At 35.5% G+C, this 18,432-nt stretch carries 15 protein-coding genes and 2 pseudogenes; 8 read left to right on the top strand and 9 right to left on the bottom strand.

Annotated elements, in window-relative coordinates; genetic code table 11:
* Together F6K54_RS22170 and F6K54_RS22165 are read right to left on the bottom strand one after the other, a co-directional pair.
* Positions 1 to 510 (bottom strand): annotated as a pseudogene (locus tag F6K54_RS22170) (hypothetical protein); the annotation flags it as partial.
* Positions 511 to 1,702: 1,192 nt separating this feature from the next.
* Complete coding sequence (locus F6K54_RS22165) at positions 1,703 to 2,458, bottom strand: WecB/TagA/CpsF family glycosyltransferase (protein WP_293081999.1); 756 nt, start codon at positions 2,456 to 2,458, stop codon at positions 1,703 to 1,705.
* Between the two features lie 755 nt (positions 2,459 to 3,213).
* Here F6K54_RS22165 and F6K54_RS22160 point away from each other — a divergent pair.
* The 3 genes from F6K54_RS22160 to F6K54_RS22150 all read left to right on the top strand — a co-directional run bounded on the left by F6K54_RS22160 (position 3,214) and on the right by F6K54_RS22150 (position 5,981).
* Complete coding sequence (locus tag F6K54_RS22160; RefSeq protein WP_293081996.1) at positions 3,214 to 3,597, top strand: transposase; 384 nt, start codon at positions 3,214 to 3,216, stop codon at positions 3,595 to 3,597.
* 72 nt (positions 3,598 to 3,669) lie between these two features.
* Positions 3,670 to 4,161, top strand: coding sequence for an IS200/IS605 family accessory protein TnpB-related protein (locus F6K54_RS22155; RefSeq protein WP_366558195.1), 492 nt, complete (start codon positions 3,670 to 3,672; stop codon positions 4,159 to 4,161).
* Between the two features lie 254 nt (positions 4,162 to 4,415).
* On the top strand, positions 4,416 to 5,981 hold the full coding sequence (locus tag F6K54_RS22150) for a serine/threonine-protein kinase (RefSeq protein ID WP_293081994.1): 1,566 nt from the start codon (positions 4,416 to 4,418) through the stop codon (positions 5,979 to 5,981).
* A gap of 399 nt (positions 5,982 to 6,380) precedes the next feature.
* Here F6K54_RS22150 and F6K54_RS22145 read toward each other — a convergent pair whose 3' ends face one another.
* The 3 genes from F6K54_RS22145 to F6K54_RS22135 all read right to left on the bottom strand — a co-directional run bounded on the left by F6K54_RS22145 (position 6,381) and on the right by F6K54_RS22135 (position 7,464).
* Positions 6,381 to 6,935: an ISAs1 family transposase gene (locus F6K54_RS22145; protein WP_293081991.1), complete on the bottom strand. Its 555-nt coding sequence runs from the start codon at positions 6,933 to 6,935 to the stop codon at positions 6,381 to 6,383.
* Between the two features lie 75 nt (positions 6,936 to 7,010).
* Positions 7,011 to 7,238 carry a hypothetical protein gene (locus tag F6K54_RS22140; RefSeq protein WP_293081989.1) on the bottom strand — a complete coding sequence of 76 codons (228 nt, stop codon included), beginning with the start codon at positions 7,236 to 7,238 and terminating at the stop codon, positions 7,011 to 7,013.
* The gene (locus tag F6K54_RS22135; RefSeq protein WP_293081987.1) at positions 7,225 to 7,464 is read right to left on the bottom strand and encodes a transposase family protein; all 240 of its coding nucleotides are present in this window, start codon (positions 7,462 to 7,464) and stop codon (positions 7,225 to 7,227) included. Before F6K54_RS22135 ends, F6K54_RS22140 begins: the two co-directional genes overlap by 14 nt.
* Before the next feature lie 311 nt (positions 7,465 to 7,775).
* Between F6K54_RS22135 and cobU the strand changes: the two genes are divergently transcribed.
* The 3 genes and pseudogenes from cobU to F6K54_RS22120 all read left to right on the top strand — a co-directional run.
* Positions 7,776 to 8,339: a bifunctional adenosylcobinamide kinase/adenosylcobinamide-phosphate guanylyltransferase gene (gene cobU, locus F6K54_RS22130; protein WP_293081984.1), complete on the top strand. Its 564-nt coding sequence runs from the start codon at positions 7,776 to 7,778 to the stop codon at positions 8,337 to 8,339.
* A 141-nt stretch (positions 8,340 to 8,480) separates the two neighbouring features.
* Positions 8,481 to 8,987: a hypothetical protein gene (locus tag F6K54_RS22125; protein ID WP_293081982.1), complete on the top strand. Its 507-nt coding sequence runs from the start codon at positions 8,481 to 8,483 to the stop codon at positions 8,985 to 8,987.
* Between the two features lie 716 nt (positions 8,988 to 9,703).
* Positions 9,704 to 10,022 (top strand): annotated as a pseudogene (locus F6K54_RS22120) (helix-turn-helix domain-containing protein); the annotation flags it as partial.
* Positions 10,023 to 10,319: 297 nt separating this feature from the next.
* On the opposite strand, the gene treY reads toward F6K54_RS22120, so the two are convergent.
* Positions 10,320 to 13,178, bottom strand: coding sequence for a malto-oligosyltrehalose synthase (gene treY, locus F6K54_RS22115; RefSeq protein WP_293081979.1), 2,859 nt, complete (start codon positions 13,176 to 13,178; stop codon positions 10,320 to 10,322).
* Between the two features lie 644 nt (positions 13,179 to 13,822).
* Positions 13,823 to 15,052 (bottom strand): transposase, encoded by a 1,230-nt coding sequence (locus F6K54_RS22110; protein WP_293081976.1) that lies wholly within the window; start codon positions 15,050 to 15,052, stop codon positions 13,823 to 13,825.
* An 88-nt stretch (positions 15,053 to 15,140) separates the two neighbouring features.
* Here F6K54_RS22110 and F6K54_RS22105 point away from each other — a divergent pair, with 88 nt between their 5' ends.
* On the top strand, positions 15,141 to 15,290 hold the full coding sequence (locus F6K54_RS22105; protein WP_293081973.1) for a hypothetical protein: 150 nt from the start codon (positions 15,141 to 15,143) through the stop codon (positions 15,288 to 15,290).
* Between the two features lie 147 nt (positions 15,291 to 15,437).
* Here F6K54_RS22105 and treZ read toward each other — a convergent pair whose 3' ends face one another.
* On the bottom strand, positions 15,438 to 17,261 hold the full coding sequence (gene treZ, locus F6K54_RS22100) for a malto-oligosyltrehalose trehalohydrolase (RefSeq protein WP_293081970.1): 1,824 nt from the start codon (positions 17,259 to 17,261) through the stop codon (positions 15,438 to 15,440).
* A 171-nt stretch (positions 17,262 to 17,432) separates the two neighbouring features.
* On the opposite strand from treZ, the gene F6K54_RS22095 reads away from it, so the two are divergent.
* The gene (locus tag F6K54_RS22095; protein ID WP_293081967.1) at positions 17,433 to 17,774 is read left to right on the top strand and encodes a hypothetical protein; all 342 of its coding nucleotides are present in this window, start codon (positions 17,433 to 17,435) and stop codon (positions 17,772 to 17,774) included.
* On the opposite strand, the gene F6K54_RS22090 is transcribed toward F6K54_RS22095, so the two are convergent.
* Positions 17,720 to 18,432: transposase (locus F6K54_RS22090; RefSeq protein ID WP_293081964.1), on the bottom strand; the 713-nt coding region annotated here is incomplete at its 5' end. The two genes, F6K54_RS22095 and F6K54_RS22090, sit on opposite strands and share 55 nt — an antisense overlap.

The raw sequence follows: 18,432 nt of genomic DNA, 5'->3' as shown, positions 1-18,432 counted from the left end.
TTCAGACGTGGTGCTCTTTACGATCTGTTTAGTTGTCAAAAATGTTTCCATTACTTTGATCGCAACAACAGCGCTCATAAATTCATTTTGTCCACCGAAAGGTAATAAAACCTGACCGCTAACAAAACCAAAAACAGATGCTGTTATTTCAAAATTCCGATCTTTTGGTAATTCATTTTTTTCCCTGATTTTTAACCTTCCTTGTACCTCTTTAATATAAGGAGTAATATAATAACTGAGATTAAAATTTACACTACGATCTATTTGTAGATATACTAGATCGTGAAATAAAGCAGCTAATACTTCGATCGCATCCTGTGAACCTCCCACTTCAAAAATATGATCTGGAGTATGAAAATAACGCCAGGGACTCATCATTGGTTGGACAATTAATTCAGCAATTTCAGCAAGTTTTTCTGATTGAACTTCTACCTCTAATTTCTGAATTGCCCATTTAAGTTTTTCTAAGCATCGTTGATATTCATATTCATATTCATATTCAAAACTCATGATTTTGTTACTCCTGGTTGATTAATAAAATTTTGTAATTTACTAAGTTTTTCTTTCTCAGAGCGATCGCTATATTTTTTTCGTATCGCTGTTTTATTACAGTTTTTTTATTTAGCTCTAGGAAATAGCATTATTGATACTAATTCGCCAAAATGATATGAAATAAGTTGTACAGTGTATTGTTTTTTTGTCTGTCTCTCCCTATCTCAATTTTTTATATAGCAATATGATTTGAGTTGTGAGATATTGAAAACTTTTAGGGAACACCGGATCTGGGAATAGGGAACAGAGAAGAAGAAAAAATGTATCATAGTAAATATAATAATTGCTATATTCTATCCTTTTAACCCACATTCCGCACTTCAAGTTGTAACATGAAAATTATTATAAAATCCGTAGCAAACTTAAGTATTTATACTATATAAACTATCTTCATTTACCTCAATCGAGAGTCAAATTCTCAGTTAAATATTAAGCATAAATACTTACTTAGGGTTTGCTGAAAAAGTCTTATGGGTGAGGGTAGGGAACAGGGAACAGGGAACAGGGAACAGGGAAAAGTTTAAACTATCTGCTACGGCCAAATTTTCTGATAGTCAGAGAAAAATATTAGCATTTTGAGACTAAAAGAGCCAAAAACCTTGCACCCCTCAGCAATATTTAATCCTAGAAGCCTTAACTGGTATTGATTACAATTTTATTCAACAAGCCCTACTTAATCCTTGACTCCTATTGACCACTATAATTTACTTCTTACTTCTTATTTTCTTACTTTTGACTTTTGAATGCATGACTTTTGACTTCTATTTTTATACTACATTTTGTGGTGCGGAATGTGGGTTTTAAGGAACATCTCAATTCTCACAACTGATTCCTGATTGCTATAGTGCTTTACAGATAACTTAATTCTTAAAAATTTGACCAATAAAAACACTGAAAGCTCCAGAATAGGCAAAAATAACGACTAATCTTCATACCAAATAATCTCATCTCTGTTTAGCTATTCCCTATTCCCCACTTTCTAAAATTTATAAATATGTACTTCATAAAAATGATAAATCCCACAAAATTTTAATCAGATTTTCTTACTCATAATTAAAATTATCCGTAGAAGTGAACATTAATAGTTGACTTTTAACTACGAATGAGGTTAAATTCTTAACTATAAATATTATCATGCCCTTAATCCTTACTAAAATTTTACGTCCATTAAACTCTTCAAAGCAAAATGTGGTAAAGCCAACATTCTTCGCCAGCGCCAAGGTTCTTGATAAAGTCGATACAGCCACTCCAAGGAATTATCACAAAACCAAGCAGGAGCTCTTTCCTTCACCCCAGCCCATATATCCAAACTACCGCCAATACCAATCCAGACTGCATGAGGACAAATATGTTGATGTTCTGCAATCCATAACTCCTGACGAGGTACTCCCAAACCTACAAATATTAGTTTCGGCTGCAATTGTGCTAAAGTATTGAGCAATTCTGTTTCCTCTGCCAGAGACAGATAACCATGCTGACAAGCGATCGCTAACTGTGACACTTTTTGTTGCCAAATGTCTGCTGCTTTCATAGCTACCCCTGGTTTTCCTCCATAGAAAAATACCAAGTTGTCTGGATTCTGTCTTGGTACTTGCCATAAAATACTCTCTGCTAATTCAATACCAGGACAACGCTGTACAGATTTACCCTTAAGCCTTAAGTATAGAACAACACCTGCCCCATCCGGAACTACCAATTCAGCTCGACGGATTATCTCAGCCAAGACGGGATTTTTCTCTCCCTGCATAACCATTTCAGCATTTAGTGTCACTACATGAGTTCCCAGTCCCTTCTCTAATCTAGAAACTAAATAACCAGAGTAGTCATCAATACAGTGTATCGGTAAACCTAGGACAAAATTTTTTGTAGGTAGACCAAGTGCGGACTCAGAATTTTTTTCACTCATATCTATAATTGATTTTATTGATTTATTCTCTTGTTTTACCGAAAAATAGTGGTTTAAAGCTCCCCCTTTTAAGGAGATAAAAAAAAGAGAATTCCGTATTTTCAAGCCTCCTTATTGCAGAAGTACTGATAACTGAAATGACCACCCTTAATACTTACTGATTTAGATTAGCTGATTCCGTTCTTTCCGGCTAGTGCTTAACTACTTTCTTTCATCCTGATGCCATATCAAAATTTTCCAATTTGAGAAACTTCATCGTAAAAATTTAGGGATGTTGGAAACCAGGTAGTTTTAACACCTGGGTGAAAACTAACTAACAGGTTTTAACCTGTCGTCTAAATATTGCCTTTCATAATTATTTTCGCTATACTTATACTATATGGCGATAATAGTTGAAATGTATCTGACCCAAAAGAACAAAATCAGGAACTTGTCCACTCAAGAGTTTAAAGCTCTCAGGCAGTTGTGCAGATTATCCAAAAATATGTACAATGTAGGCCAATACTGCTGTGAGACAGTTTTATTTTGCAGAAGGTGGGTATCTCAGATACGAATCCAACTATCATCACTGCAAAGATAATGAAAGCGTTTGCGTAGCATTCCGTAGGAAAGCTCCTCTGTAAGAGGCAAATTACCAGCTACTTCAAACCGATATTGCACAACAAACATTAAAAGTTGTTGATAGGTCTTTTCGAGCTTTTTTCAACTTAATAAAAGCTGTCAATGAGAGGCTATATCGCTTTGAACAAATAGGAATGCCTAGATACTTAAATAAAGAGGGGTATTTTCCTTTGATTATACCTCGAATTATCGTCAAAGATGGATATTTTAAGATCCCAATGTCTAGGAAATTTAAGGCTGAGTATGCGGAAGTAAAAATACCTTTTCCGGAGCGATTAATAGGTCAAAAACTGAAGGAAATTAGGGTAATTCCTACATATAATGCTAGGTTTTTTGAAAGCGTAGCTCCTCCGCAGGAGGCAGTTGAATTTATTACTAAAGTTGAACCACAACCAGCCAAAAAAACTGATAAAGCTTTAGCTATAGACCTTGGTTTAAATAATTTAGCTACCTGTATATCAAATACTGGGTCGTCGTTCATTTTGGACGGGAGAAAACTTAAATCAATCAACCAGTAGTACAACAAGGAAAATGCTAGATTACAGTCATTAAAAGATAAACAAGGTATCAAAGGGTGAACTAAGAAACAGATTAACATTACAGTCAATCGAAACAATAAAGTAAGGGATTATCTGAATAAAGCAGTTAGGTATTTAATTAACTGGTGTAGTAAAAATCAAATATCTACTATTGTTGTAGGTGTTAATCCAGGAATGAAAAAAAATATCAATTTAAGTAAGAAAGCTAACCAAAAATTTGTACAAATATCACACTATAGTTTGATATTAAAATTAAAAGCTATGTGTGAAAGATATGGATTAACTTATTTAGAACAAGAGGAGTCTTACACATCTAAGGCTAGTTTTTTGGATAGAGATAATGTAGCTGTTTATCATGCTCATAATTCAACTGAATATAGCTTTAGTGGCAAAAGAATCAAACGTGGTTTGTACAAAACGAAGCAAAATAAATTGATTAATGCTGACTGCAATGGTGCAGCAAATATTGGATTAAAAAGTAAGCTTATGGGGGTTTATCCCAGACAGAGTAGAGGCATCTTTGGCTATGCCATTAAGGGTTAAATTTGACGTGGATTTATCCCGGCAAATTTATTATCCTTAAGAATCTGCGTGGATTTATCCCGTGGAATGTCAACTATAATCAATCGAGCAGAATCAACTATAGCGCTATGGGCAAGGCAACAGGAATACAAAAGGGTTTTCCTACGGAATGCTGCGCAAACAGCTTCTATTCATGTCAAACACCTTAATGCGTAGTGCGATATAAAAATATTGTTGTATTCTGACAAGTAAGGCTTTTCTGAAAATTAGTGTTTATGAATCTTAAACCAGGAGTTGTCCTGCAAAAAGGAAAATATACTATTGATAGTATTTTAGGCCAAGGAGGCTTTGGCATAACCTACCGAGCTATTCATCATCAACACAATCAAATTGTTGTCCTGAAAACCCTGAATGAAAGTCTACGCCATCATCAAGATTTTGCTAAATTTCAGGATCAATTTATCGCTGAGGTTCATCTTCTGGCAAACTTTAGACATCCTAACATCGTTAGAGTGTGGGACTTTTTTGAGGAAGAGCAGCTCTTCTTCATGGTAATGGACTATATTCCTGGTCATAATTTGGCCGACATAATAAATTCTGGCCATAAACTTCATCCCAACGAAGCTATTGATTATGTACATCAAATTGCTTCAGCTCTATCAGTAGTTCACAAAAATGGTTTTTTACATAGGGATATACAGCCTAAGAATATTATTAGGCAACAGGGAACTAATACAGTAATACTCACTGATTTTGGCATTACCTGTGACTTAACTGTCGGCATTAGGCAGACTTATGCTAATTTATTTTCTGTGGGATATGCACCACCCGAACAGTGCGGTATACAACAAAAGTTAACCCCCGCAGCAGATATTTATGCTTTGACTGCTACATTATACTATTTACTTACTGGTAAAACTCCTACTCCTGCAGCTTTAAGGCTTACTGGAGCTATTCCTCAAGAACTTATAGTATCTAAAACTGAACTAAGATTACTGGAAACGAATCTTTCTCCAAATATTGAGAATGCTATTATCAAAGGATTGGAAATAGACCCTCAAAAACGACCTCAAAATTTGGAAAATTGGTTTGCACTACTTTTGGATCAGTCAGATATTTATGAGGTAAATCAACAACAAGACAGGATAAAAGAAAACTGTAATGAAATTAATGATAATTACAGTTTGATGGATACTAACTTTAATTCAAGTATGAATAATAAAGTTGCTAATAATCTTACCAATAAATCAAAAATCAAGAATAATATAGCACCAATTAATATTTTAAAAAATTGTTCTTTGGAAAATAATTTTAATTGGATTAATCAACTTTGTTTGCAATTAACTATTTTCTTAGTGTTTCTTTTTACAGCAGTAATTTTTGGATGGATAGGCTTTGATCTTACCCTTCGTTATAGTCATGCAAAAACCAACAAAAAAACAGTATCTTTGACATCAGGTAATTTACTAGAAACTCTGAAGAATGAGTCAGATTATGCTTTCAGAACTCACGATCCATCTAGTCCTCTTTTTGATTCTCCTTCGGTAAAAACTTACTCTATAACTCCACCAAAGTTGAACAAATTACCTAAACCTTATGTAGACAGAGATGAAGTTTTTCCTCATAGTTGGTCTAACTCTTATAGGGATAATTATGATTCAGAAAAACTATATTATTCTTCTGATTTTAAAACTCAAATACCTAGCCACAGTTATTCTATCAATGAAAAAATTTATTTGCAAGAAAAATTAGACTATCCTGATGACTATCCATCTAAATCTCTTGAGTATAACTATCAAAAATATCAACAACAAAATCAGTATCCTGATGACTACTATTAATTTGATTTTTGACAGATAAATTAGATTTCTGAATAAATGTTTTTAATAATCTTTTATCACATTAACTTAGTGAAATTTAGTTGATACTAAAAATTATATACAACCCACATTCTGTAACACAATAGAAGAAGGAGTAAAGAGACAACCCACCCCTAACCCCTCCGGTGGAGGGCAGGGCTAATTCATTGTCGCGCCTAGAAAAATATTGAGGAGTACAAGTTTGGCCATATAGTCAAGTATTTCATGGTTTTTTCCCTAAATTATCACTCTTAAACAGAAAAAATTGTCACGGAGTCAGTCGCGATCACAAACACCAGAACGATTGAAATGGAAAACTAGCTCAGAGCAAGGGTCTTTGTCTGAGCCAATTTCAATTCGAGGGCGAGTGCAGTTCTGGATTTACAACAGCAGAAAAATCTGCTCCAAATCGTGAGCAATGGTACGAATTGCAGTAGTGAGGGAAGAATAGCCATGAAGGCGACAGATAGCAATCACCAACTGATGAATCACAGAAAAATTAGCTGCAGCTTGAGAGTGCCGAATTAGACTCTTGTCCTCTCCAAACACTACATCTTTAACCCAATGTAGTCGATTCTCAATTCCCCAATGTCCCTGAATTCCTACTGCAAATTCTACTGCACTCAACTCTAGACTACTAATGTAATAAGCTGTTTGATGATAATCAACACCTGCTCGTTTACCCTGAGGCTCTACTTTAATCAAAGACTTAATTCCCTGCCACTCAGAGCTAATTCCCAACAGATTATTAAACACAGATACTGTTCTACAAACCACAGGATTTCTGCATTTGTCTTCTGATATATCAACACTATTTGGTTGTGTTTGTTCAGTCGTTAGTTGTACCTGTTGGTACAATTTTTTTTGATTACCTTTGACTGCTATTGTGTAATGGTTACCTCTGTCAATGATTAACTTGACTGTTTTTTTTGACAATGTAAGGCATCACAAGTAAAAACCACTCCTTTGAGGTTTAAGCTAGTCAATATGGTTTGGACAACAGCGATTTCACTACTTTCTTCCCACGTGAAATTGTTCTATGGCTATAGGTACTCCTTGACAATTACTGAACACAGAAACAACATTGACAAAGTTTTGGTAAGAACTATTACAATCACTTACAGTAGCTCTAATACTCTTACCATCTACTGCTAACCATTCGGCCTCTTGAATTGTGATTTGCTGTTTAGCCCATTGATTGAATACTTGAGCCAACTGAGCAAAATCAATTCTCGTCATAATTCGCCGAAATGTAGACTTCAGTTGGAAAACTCAAAGGTGATAGCTCTAGTTGTTGGTGTAAGGCCAGGTGATGACGACGAGCAAAATCTTCTAGGGCACAATAGGAGAAACAACCGCTCATTGTACCCATAATTACTAACAGTAATACTAACCATAATGGATAACGTCTCCCTCTGGCAGCTCGAAAATCTGGTAATTGGGCCAATATTTGTAACAAGTTCATTTCTATCTAAGCCCTAAATAGAGAATAGTTAGCTTCACTCAATACTTGACACCAATCATTGTACTCCTCAATATTTTTCTAGGCGCGACAATGAATTAGCCCTGCCCTCCACCGGAGGGGTTAGGGGTGGGTCCCTACTCCCTACAAAGAGCAAAAAGGCTTTCCATACGCAAACCCTAAATAGACATCTCCTCCAAAAGAGGGAATAGGGAATAGGTATGTAGGGGGAAAGAACTGATAATAGCTGTACGATAATTGATTTTATTTTTTATTTTTGGAGATGTCTAATAGTATTATTTGTTTGCATTCCTATGAATTCTCCTCAAGTCACTTCTAAGAAACTAATTTTGGTCACAGGTCCTGCTCGCTCTGGTAAAAGTGAGTGGGCTGAAAATTTAGCTATGAGTTCTCACAAACAAGTAATTTATATAGCTACCTCTCAAGTTGATAGTAACGATCTAGAGTGGCAAACTCGAATTAAACAACATCAAAACCGTCGCCCTCCTGATTGGACTACCTTAGAAATACCCGTGAAACTATCAGAAACTCTGACTACTTATGCCGATAAAGACTGCTGTATTTTGGTAGATTCTTTAGGTACTTGGTTGGCGAATATTTTGTCACAAGATGAACAAGCTTGGAATGAAACTTTAGAAGTTTTAATTGAAACTTTATTGAAAGCTAGTGGCGATGTGATTTTAGTGGGTGAAGAAACAGGTTGGGGAGTAGTTCCTTCATTTCCTATCGGACGGCTATTTCGCGACCGCCTTGGTCATCTGATTCGTCGAGTTGGAGTAATTTCTCAGTCTGTTTATCTAGTTACAGGAGGTTATGTTTTGAATCTTAGTGCTTTAGGCACACCTTTGAACATTTAATTCTTAATTTATTCTAAAGGAATAAAATATTAGATTAACTTCCCAACTTTTCCATTGTTTAAAGTTTAGAATGAAGATAGAAAATCGAAGCTATTTATTAACTTTGAAGTTCTATAAAATGGAAAATATAGGATAAAAATTATGGCCTCCCACGATCGAGTCAAACAATATATTGCCTATTGGTTTCAGTTAGGCAAGAAAGTATTAACCAGGAATGGCCAAGAAGCTATAAAACCTCAAGTCATACTTTTAGGCGATCGCTACAGTCAAGATTTTGAATCATGCTGGCAACAAATTTTATCTTCTGAATCGGGAGATTGTTTTTTAGAGGGGACACATCAAACAATTGCAGAATTGTTATCTCCAGAGTGGGACATTAGTGATTGTGCCCGTTGTTCGATGCCTATCCCATCTCGTGTCAAAGGAATGCCCCCAGATTGTTGTCCATGCTTCGATTTACCTAGTTGGCCTGATAATGAAAAGCCATTGCCACGATCGCCCATCAATAATAAATCATATTTATTAGGTATTTGTGAGCGATTATTCGATAAAGAGGAAAATATTACTGCTGATCCTCGCTTTTCTAAATCAAAGGATTTTAAAGTATCTGAAGTAAGTATTTTGGTGAAAAATAATTCTGCTTTCTGAAAGTTTTTTGGCGGGCTAAATTTTATATTTAGGGCTTGCTGATTAAATAGGGCTTGCTGATTAAATATCACGCGCATTAACAGATATTGGTTTGAAGAATTTTAGGTACTGAAAAGGTATCAGCTTTTAGGTTGATGGAGCGGAAAAAGTAAGGATGCGTTGGGTAATGATGAGAGAAAAACTAAGGAGCAACGCCTGAATGACTACCTCTTCTACAACTTTTCTAAATTCGCTCCTCTTAACTACTCCCTACTCCCTATTCCCTATTCCCTATTCCCTATTCCCTATTCCCTATTCCCTACCCTAACAAAAAGACTTTCCATACGCAAACCCTAAATATGAAAGCATTGACTGATATTGGTAAGTGCCTTTTTAGGTCTTGAAAAAGTGCAAGCTTTTAGGTCAAAAAGGTTCAAAAAGTTAGTATTAAAGGCTCACACTTGACAGAAAAGTTAACGGACTATTCTTCCGACTCCCACCTCTAAACTCCCCATAAATTCTGACTCGATCCTCCTGAGTTCTGACTCCTACCCCTACCAGAAGAATTTATTCAGCAAGCCCTATTTAGAAAATATCAAAATTCAAAACCAACTAGATACGGTCTCGGGGTCTCCCGTTATAATCTCTGATTTAACCGGAGGGGAATTGCCGACAGCTTGCTTTGTGGAGGTGTCGATTGATTTTCAAATATAGCAGTAAAGAGTAGTATAAGAATTATGATAATTACTCATTGCTACAAAATTAAGCCTACTTGTGAACAATCAGCCAAAATTGATTATTGGCTAGAGCTGCTAAGGAGGCATTGGAATTATGCCCTAGGGCAAAGGTTAGACTGGTTCAACAGAACCAGGTGTCAAATGGACCGATGCTCAATAGTATCATGCCCTATTGGTGAGATTTCTAGCAAACCAGATTATTATTTTCAGCAGTCAGCACTTAAACAAACAAAAATTCTCTTTCCTGATTACAAAGAAATCTCCATACGAAGTTCAGCAAATCAACTTACAAAGACTAGATAAAGCTTGGAAACGGTGGAACAGTTTTAGATAGGGACGAGAATGCAGCAATCAACATATTAAATAAAGCATTAAACGAGGTGGGTATCATCTTGTCTGCTTGTGGAGGCTTAGACGTTAGTCAGCCTGTGAGGCAAGAAACTTCTGAGATTTGGATTCAATTATCTCTGTTTTAGAAGCTCCCGTTATAATCTCTGATTTAACGGGAGAGAACTTCACAGTATATAGCTATAAGCATTCAGCACTCAGCATTCAGCTAAAATAAAAACTATTATATGTAAGGTTTTGAAATTTTAGAGCTGTCTTCACCTATGTTTCAATTGTTAGAATCTACTGTTTGCTCAGAATCATTATTTGTTTCACCCTGCTCATTAATTAATAATGCTACAGGGAAATGATGCAGTACATTTCTAATCCATAAAGTATCCTCTTTCTCTTCTTTAAGTTTTTGTTGAGTAATTGCATTTTTCCACACCAAAGAAGATCCTGAAGGTAAACAGATTCGAGTCTCATGCCATACTTGTTCTCCTAAAGGATTTTCTCCTTCTTGAATCAATTTAGTTAATAATCTGGGAGCTATAATAATCGCTGTACTATCTCCCCATTTTCTAGAGAAAGCAACTATATGATCTTTCAAACTACCCATAACAATTAACTTTTGGTAATCTCCTCGTTGAAATAAATCCAAATACTCTCGGCGTGCCTGCAAAGCTTGGTAAATTAAAAACATTTTAATCTTACCAGTCTCTGGAGTTTGCAAAAGTTCCTCAATCAATCCTAAAATATCTGACTCTATTTTTGTCTTAATTTCCTTCAGAAACTCTGCTCTTTTTTCAAAATTAACTGGACGACGATTGTCAGGATCAACAAGGCTCAAATCCCACAATTCTGTACCTTGATAAATATCAGGAACTCCAGGAGAAGTAAGTTTTAGAATAGTCTGAGATAAAGAATTAAAAACACCGTAATATTGAACCTTACGTTGCAAAGGTCGGAAAGCTGGTAAAAATTCATTATCTTCTGACTTTTTCAGTAGATGTTCTACAAACTTAATAAATGAGCTTTCGTAATCATCATCCGGTCTTAACCAACCTGTATTAACTTTTGCTTCTCGAATTGCTTTAATAATATACTCTTTAATCCTTTCAACAAAAGTTGGATATTCACTTTCATCAACAGGAAAAGCACCTAACAAAGTCTGATATAAAAAGTATTCATCATTAGGTGCAGGAACATCTAAACCTTCTACACAATCTTTTTGAATTGCATTAATTTCCTGCCATTTTTGTAGATAACTTTCCCATTCTTCAGGAATTTCTGAGAGTACATTAATTCGCGTTCTGACATCTTCCCCACGTTTTGTATCGTGAGTAGAACTTCCACTCATAGTATGAGGCCAATACGCAATACGATGTTGATTAAATCCATGAAAATCTTCAACTGAAACTCCAAAGTTACTAGGAGTTGAACCAACTTCATTGAGAGAAATAAGTCGATTATAAACATATAAAACAGTATCTTCTACACCCTTTGCCATCAAAGGTCCGGTAAATTGTTGTAGTCGCATCACAAAGTGTAGCCATTTATCTTTATCTTCCTGGTTTAAATGCTCATCAAATTCTAATAACAAAAACTTCTCAATAAAACTCAATTCATTCAAAAGTTCATTGATAAAGAAAGGAATTTTCTCTTTAGTTTTAGCAATTACTCTCTGAATACATTCTCGATCTGCCTTACTAACTCCTTCTTTACTAACATAAGTCCGATACACTGGAAAAACTGACATAACTTCTACTAAAGCAGCTTTCAAGCCAAAAATCGTAAAATCGCTGGCATATCGATATTTACTAGAAATATCTTTAAGCAAGTGAGCTAAATTATCAATATCTCCGGCTAAATGTTTATTAATAATCAACCTTTGATTTTCATCAGCTAACTGCCCATAGTTAGAAGTACCTTTAATAAAGCGAGAATAAATCTGGTCGAATTCTTCCTCATTAAAATGGTCACAAAAAAGACCATTAACATAGTTTAAAAAATCGTAACCTGTAGTTCCTTGAACCGGCCAATTAACAGGTAAATCTTCGCTGGGTTCAAGAATTTTTTCGACAACTATATAGGGAGCATTTGCTTTTTCTCTCAGTCTGTTTAAATACTGAGCAGGAGAGTACAGTCCATCAATATGATCGATTCTCAAACCTGTAAATTTTTTCTGTTTTAACATTTCTAAAATTAGAGCATGAGTAGTATTAAATACTTGCTCATCTTCTACTCTGACCGAAATTAAATCATTTACTGTAAAAAATCTTCGGTAGTTTAATTCTTCATTACCCACTTTCCAGAAAGATAAGCGAAAGTATTGCTCGGATAATAATTTATCTAATAAATCAAAACTTTCTGGCTTTCCTGGAACCCCATTAAAAGTCTTTATATTGTCTTCAATGAATTTTTTAATCTGTTGATTGTCATTCCATAGTTCCCACAACATCCCTTTGATGAAGCTAATTTGGTCATATCTTTCTCTACCCTCAGATCCAGAAGGAATATATTTTAAGCTATAGAGAACTCCCTGTAATTTCACAAAATCTTGGTTTTTTCTGCCTAATTTATTTCTTAATTTGCCGATATTGTAGGTTAAAACTTGAGTATAAGAATCTATTCTAATCGGAAATTGATGGTCATAATAATTAACAGTTAATCCATGTTGACCGTAATTAAGTTTTAACTCTCCACTTTCGAGACAATCTCCATAAAACTTACCTAAGAAAGGTGCTAAAACTCTACCTTTGATACCTTCATAAGGATGATTCCAGTCAATATCAAAATAGTCACGATATTGAGATTCAGGACCATTTTCTAAGACATCCACCAGAATATGATTTTGGCTGCTAAATGCCATGTGATTAGGCACAATATCCTGTAGCCATCCCATTTCATTACTTTTGATTTCTGCTGCTAGTTCGGTAAATTTTTCTTGGCCTCCTAATTCAGGATTAAGTATATTAGGATTAACTACATCATATCCATGTTCGCTACCTGTTTTTGCTTTAAATATAGGAGAAGCATAAATATCAGAAATTCCTAGTTCAGCTAAATATGGAACTATAACTTTAGCTACATCAAAGCCAAAATCAGGAGTAAATTGAATTCTATAGGTCGTCATGGGAATTCGCATAGTTAAATAGAGATAATTAAGTAGTGATTAATTGACTGTTATAGCGCTACGCGCTAGGGAATAGGGAACAGGGAACAGGGAATAGCAAACTGTAAAAGGGTTTTAGGATTGAAAAATGTCCTAACTAATTCTTGTAGTGCTATAAAAGTTCAGAATTTCACGTTTATACAGATATATGTTTTTCCAACATTTAGGAAAGGCGTAAATCTGAAACTACGACTTTATCTACTTCAAAATTCAAAACTAGAAGTAGATTAAATTCTATAATGTTGTTATGGGAATTCGCATAGTTATATGAAATACGTTAATGTTTGCTACCAAAGATTGATCGAGAAATGGGGTTGCACCCCTACTGCTCCCAGGAAGGGAATGTGGGGAGATTTGTATATTTGCACAATTTTTTGTATTTCATATTAAATAGAGATAATTAAGTGGTGATTAATTAACTGTTAAAAGTTCAGAATTTCACGTTTAACAGATATTTTTTTTCTTCTCAAACTTATAGTGCAGGATGGCAGAAATAACTAATCAGTTACAAAATCCTAAAAGCTTTACCAATCAATACTTTTGACTTTTAACTTCCGCGTAGTGGCACTAGCTTGAGAACTGTCAGATAGGTTTGTCTAATCGTGACATTTCCCACACTAAACTAACGCTATAGTGTGGGCTTCTCGTTTCGTAGTCCCGGTACCCCGTCGGACTCCACGAGCTTTAAGGACGGAATGCCCTACCGCCCTATTTTTTATATTTATCGCCGCATTTAAGTCGCGGTCTATTACTATGCCGCAGTGCAGGCAAGAATGAGTTCGTATGTTTAATTCTTTAGGGACTTTTTCCCCGCAATTTGAGCAGTCTTGGCTGGTATTTTTGGGGTTCACTGCTATAGTTTTCTGTCCAGCATTTCCGGCTTTGACAGTTAAAATAGTTAGAAATTGACCCCATCCAGCATCATTAATTGATTTACTCAAATGGGTCTTTGCTAGTCCTTTAATGTTTAAGTTTTCATGGGCGATAACTTCAGCTTTTGATAACAATTCATTGGCTGTTTTAAAATGAAAATCTTTACGTCGATCGGCTACCTTTTTCTGTTGTTTGGCCACAGCTTTTACAGCCTTTAACCACCTTTTACTTCCCTTTTTCTTTCGAGATAAACGTTTCTGTAGAGTTTTTAATCGCTTTTGAGATGAGTGATAGTATTGAGGAATTGGAACTGATTCTCCATCGCTTGTTACCAAGAAATCTTTTAATCCCATGTCAATGCCTAGGGTATTTTCTGCTGTGGGTTTAACATCAGAATTAAACGTAGGAACTGATTTATCCTCCAAAGATAAAGTTACATAATACCCATCAGCTTTACGACTAATAGTAACAGTTTTAATTATAAACCCTTCTGGTATTGGACGATGCTGAATCAACTTTACCTTGCCAATTTTGGGCAAATTAATGTGATTTTCTTTTATGCAGTTTTGTTTGATTTGAGGATAAGTAAAACTACGATAACGACCTTTTCCTTTAAACCTTGGTTTCCCTAATTTATGTCCATTTTTGTTAGCCTTAAACCACCTATCAAAAGCTAGTTTTACCCGTTTAATGCAATCCTGGCATACCTGAGAATAAATTAATTTGTACTCAGGAAATTTATCTTTGGTATTGACCAAATCCTTTTTCTGAGAGTAATAATCTGGGTGATCTCTCAACTGAGGAATTGGCATCACCAAAGGGCAAGCGTTAACTGGACAACGGTTTTCTGACCACCATGAGAACCGCTCACCTAACCTATAGTTGTACTGCCGACGTAACAATTCTAACCACATCTCTATTGTGGCTATTTGTTGTTTGTTCGGTCTTAATTTATATTGGTAGGCAGTGCGCATGGTGGAAAATTTCCGGGGTTATAGCAACATAATAATACAAGTTTTTCAACTAGGGCAAAAGCTTCTGCTGGGATAGCATGCAAATTTAATGGGCATTGAACCTACTCAATTGGTCGCCGATTCATCTCACACTCCTCTTAAAAATTATGGTGTGAGGCTCAAGGGCGGTCTAGCTAAACAAAATCATAAACCGATTGATATTAGCTTGAATTTAACAATACAAAATGATGTATATTGATTAATTTTTACCACAAATTTGCAAATTCACTTCTATAGATACAAGAGAGTAGTTCAATATAGCTTATATAATTGTTAAAACCCTATAGTATCACAATCTTTAATAACTGATGATATTAGGGTAGTTTCTACTAAACACTAAGTAAGATTATCCCTGATAGAGAGCAAAGCTTAAAGGATTAATTGTCATGTTTTGTCCAGATAATAATTTTTCAGGTAAAACACCACCTTCTCCCATCCATTCTCGGTCTGAGGAATTAATCAGCTTTTGCCAATTTCCTGTGGGCAGTTGAGGTTCAAATGTCACAGACTGCTTTTCAAAGTTCATCAGACTCAATACACTACTTTTTTGTCCCCACCTGTGAAGCAATAGGACATTTTTATCGGCCAAACTTTGTACTTCTATTTGAGTGGTGTCAAGTCTAGCTAATACTGGAATTTTTTTCCGTAGCTCAATTAACTTTTTATAAAAAGAACGTAAAACTCTATATTTACCTTCCCTAGATTTTTCCCAATTTAATTTAGAGTCCATAAATACTTTTTCACCTTGAGGATCGGGTACTTCTCCTGACCAGTTAAAAGACTTAAATTCTTCTGCTCTACCTTTTCTGACTGCTTCAACTAAGTTAGGGTCTCCATGACTAACAAAATACATAAAAGGATTTTCTTCTCCATACTCTTCTCCCATAAATAACATTGGTACAAATGGAGAAATTAAAACTGCTCCTGCTGCTAATTTTAATCCTTCAAAATTTACTAAGGCTGATAATCTTTCTCCCATTAATCGATTACCTATTTGGTCGTGATTTTGAATACAAACTACAAATTTTTCTTCAGCAAAACCCAGAGTTGAATTACCATGATTTCTCTGGCGGTGAGGTGAATATTCTCCAGTATAAACATATCCTTCTTTGTAAGACTTTTTCAGAGATTCTATACTTCTAAAATCAGAATAATATCCAGAACCTTCTCCAGTTAAAAGACTATGTAAAGAGTGATGAAAATCATCACACCATTGAGCATCGTGACCAAAACCTCCATTTTCTTTTGAACGTAAAACTCGCACATCATTTAAGTCACTTTCCGCAATTAAATAACGTTTCCAACTACCATTTTTACTAAATTCTTCTACTCGGTCAGCTAATTGCTGTAAAAAAGGTTCAGCACTCATGTCATAAATTGCATGAACAGCATCTAAACGTAAACCATCAATATGATATTTATCCAACCAATACAAAGTATTTTCAATAAAAAAATTACGCACTTCATTACTATATGCGTCGTCAAAATTAACAGCATTACCCCAAGGAGTATGATATTTATCAGTAAAATAAGGACCATAATCCCAGAGATAATTTCCTTCTGGACCAAAATGATTATAAACAACGTCCAAAATCACAGAAATGCCCATTTGATGACAAGCATTAACAAGTTGCTTGAGACCATCCGGCCCACCATAAGAATCTTGGACACCATAAAGATAAACTCCATCGTAGCCCCAGTTGCGATCGCCTGGAAATTGGGCTACGGGCATAATTTCTATAGTGTTTATCCCTAAATCTTTTAATTCTGGCAACCTGGGAATAATTGCTGCAAAAGTTCCTTCTTGAGTAAAAGTTCCGACATGAAGTTCATAGATAATCATTTCTGCCAAGGGGATGCCTTGCCAAGAAGTATCATTCCAGGTAAATTTTTGATGGTCTACTATTTTTGAGGGACCATGTACTCCTTGGGGTTGGCAGTTAGAGGCGGGGTCTGGTCGGTCAGTTTCTCCGTCTAATTGATAAAAGTATAGAGTTTCCGGGTCAATGTCTTTTGCTTCTCCTTGCCAATATCCCCATTCATCTTTTTGCAGACCTATTAATTTTTCTTGGGGATTTACAATATGTACAGCTAACTTTTCTCGTAGAGGTGCCCAAATAGTAAATTGGCATTTATTTGTTTCTGCTGAATAATGGCTACCGATTTTCATAAATTTATAGACTCTTAGGGCGTTGAATTTTTTATAATAATGTTGTCTAATTTTAGACTACAATTTCATCTGTTAATTTATTCACCTCTTAAAACCAAATTGCTTTTTTTAAAAAACAAATTATAAATTTTCCTTTTCATTTAAATAATTTAAAACTACAACGTTATAGTTATGAGTGTCTCATTAGTTAGTACCACCGAAGCAGCTTTTCTTCTAAATATCTCTACAGGTAGATTGCGATTTCTACTGAACAGTGGCCGTGTTATCGGTGCGCGTAAAGTCAAAAGACTTTGGCAGATTCCCCTAAATCACAGAGGAATGCCAGAAATTACACCTGGTCGTCGAGGTCCAGAACCAACTTGGAACAAAAATCAACGTACAGCTAATACTTTTATTCATTTGATGTCTCCAGGGGTTAAAACACCCTGGATTCTAAGCGGATGTGATGGGTGCGGGCGCTATTGCCACGCGACGCACTGCTTACGATATTTTCTAGTTAGATCGTCCAACTGATATCGTTGTGGAAGCATCAAAACTTCCCTACCAACCTTGGCTAAATCTAAACTTAGCTGTGTTGCTACTTTTTTGATAATATTTCCAGCACCATTAGCATCGGCATTAATCAATTTACCTGTTGCTGAACGGTACAAACCACGATTAACACGCTTTCCTGATGGCTCCCACCTTTCGGGTTTTTCACCAAATGTCGGTAAGAAATCTTCATCTAGAAAACTAGCCTTACTCGTGTAACTTTCCTCAGTCTCAACAAACTTAATTCCATACTGCTTAGACAATTCAGCTATTCTGGCTTTTAACTTGGCTGTTGGTATTTGAACAAACTGTTGGTTATTCTTCTTGCCGATGTTAATGCTATCTTTTTGGCGTTGATTCCACCCAAAAACTATTGTGCCTATTCGATGCTCAATACACCAGTTGATCACAAATCTAGCTGCTTTGTTCACATTATCCCGCATCTGACGGTTGCGCTTTTCAGTAATAGCTGCTAAGTTATCGTCCCAGTAGTCACCAGACTTGCCTGATTTGATTTTGGCTACTTGCTTGTTGTACCATTGATTTTGAGATTTAACCTTTTTCCCATCAACTATAAAAGCTTTTCCCACATTACTCACGCAGGTTAACCAGTTGTTTAATCCAGGGTCTATGCCTAAGA

Source organism: Okeania sp. SIO3B5, assembly GCF_010692555.1.
Lineage (GTDB): Bacteria > Cyanobacteriota > Cyanobacteriia > Cyanobacteriales > Microcoleaceae > Okeania.
This window is presented reverse-complemented; position numbering and strand designations above follow the sequence as displayed.

Excerpts from the sequence above, each read along its gene's own strand:
- F6K54_RS22160 (WP_293081996.1), top strand. The coding sequence starts at position 3,214 with ATGCCTAGATACTTAAATAAAGAGGGGTATTTTCCTTTGATTATACCT.
- cobU (WP_293081984.1), top strand. The coding sequence starts at position 7,776 with ATGAATTCTCCTCAAGTCACTTCTAAGAAACTAATTTTGGTCACAGGT.
- F6K54_RS22135 (WP_293081987.1), bottom strand. The coding sequence starts at position 7,464 with ATGAACTTGTTACAAATATTGGCCCAATTACCAGATTTTCGAGCTGCC.
- treY (WP_293081979.1), bottom strand. The coding sequence starts at position 13,178 with ATGCGAATTCCCATGACGACCTATAGAATTCAATTTACTCCTGATTTT.
- F6K54_RS22150 (WP_293081994.1), top strand. The coding sequence starts at position 4,416 with ATGAATCTTAAACCAGGAGTTGTCCTGCAAAAAGGAAAATATACTATT.
- F6K54_RS22095 (WP_293081967.1), top strand. The coding sequence starts at position 17,433 with ATGAGTGTCTCATTAGTTAGTACCACCGAAGCAGCTTTTCTTCTAAAT.
- F6K54_RS22165 (WP_293081999.1), bottom strand. The coding sequence starts at position 2,458 with ATGAGTGAAAAAAATTCTGAGTCCGCACTTGGTCTACCTACAAAAAAT.
- F6K54_RS22105 (WP_293081973.1), top strand. The coding sequence starts at position 15,141 with ATGGGCATTGAACCTACTCAATTGGTCGCCGATTCATCTCACACTCCT.
- F6K54_RS22125 (WP_293081982.1), top strand. The coding sequence starts at position 8,481 with ATGGCCTCCCACGATCGAGTCAAACAATATATTGCCTATTGGTTTCAG.
- F6K54_RS22140 (WP_293081989.1), bottom strand. The coding sequence starts at position 7,238 with ATGACGAGAATTGATTTTGCTCAGTTGGCTCAAGTATTCAATCAATGG.
- F6K54_RS22110 (WP_293081976.1), bottom strand. The coding sequence starts at position 15,052 with ATGCGCACTGCCTACCAATATAAATTAAGACCGAACAAACAACAAATA.
- treZ (WP_293081970.1), bottom strand. The coding sequence starts at position 17,261 with ATGAAAATCGGTAGCCATTATTCAGCAGAAACAAATAAATGCCAATTT.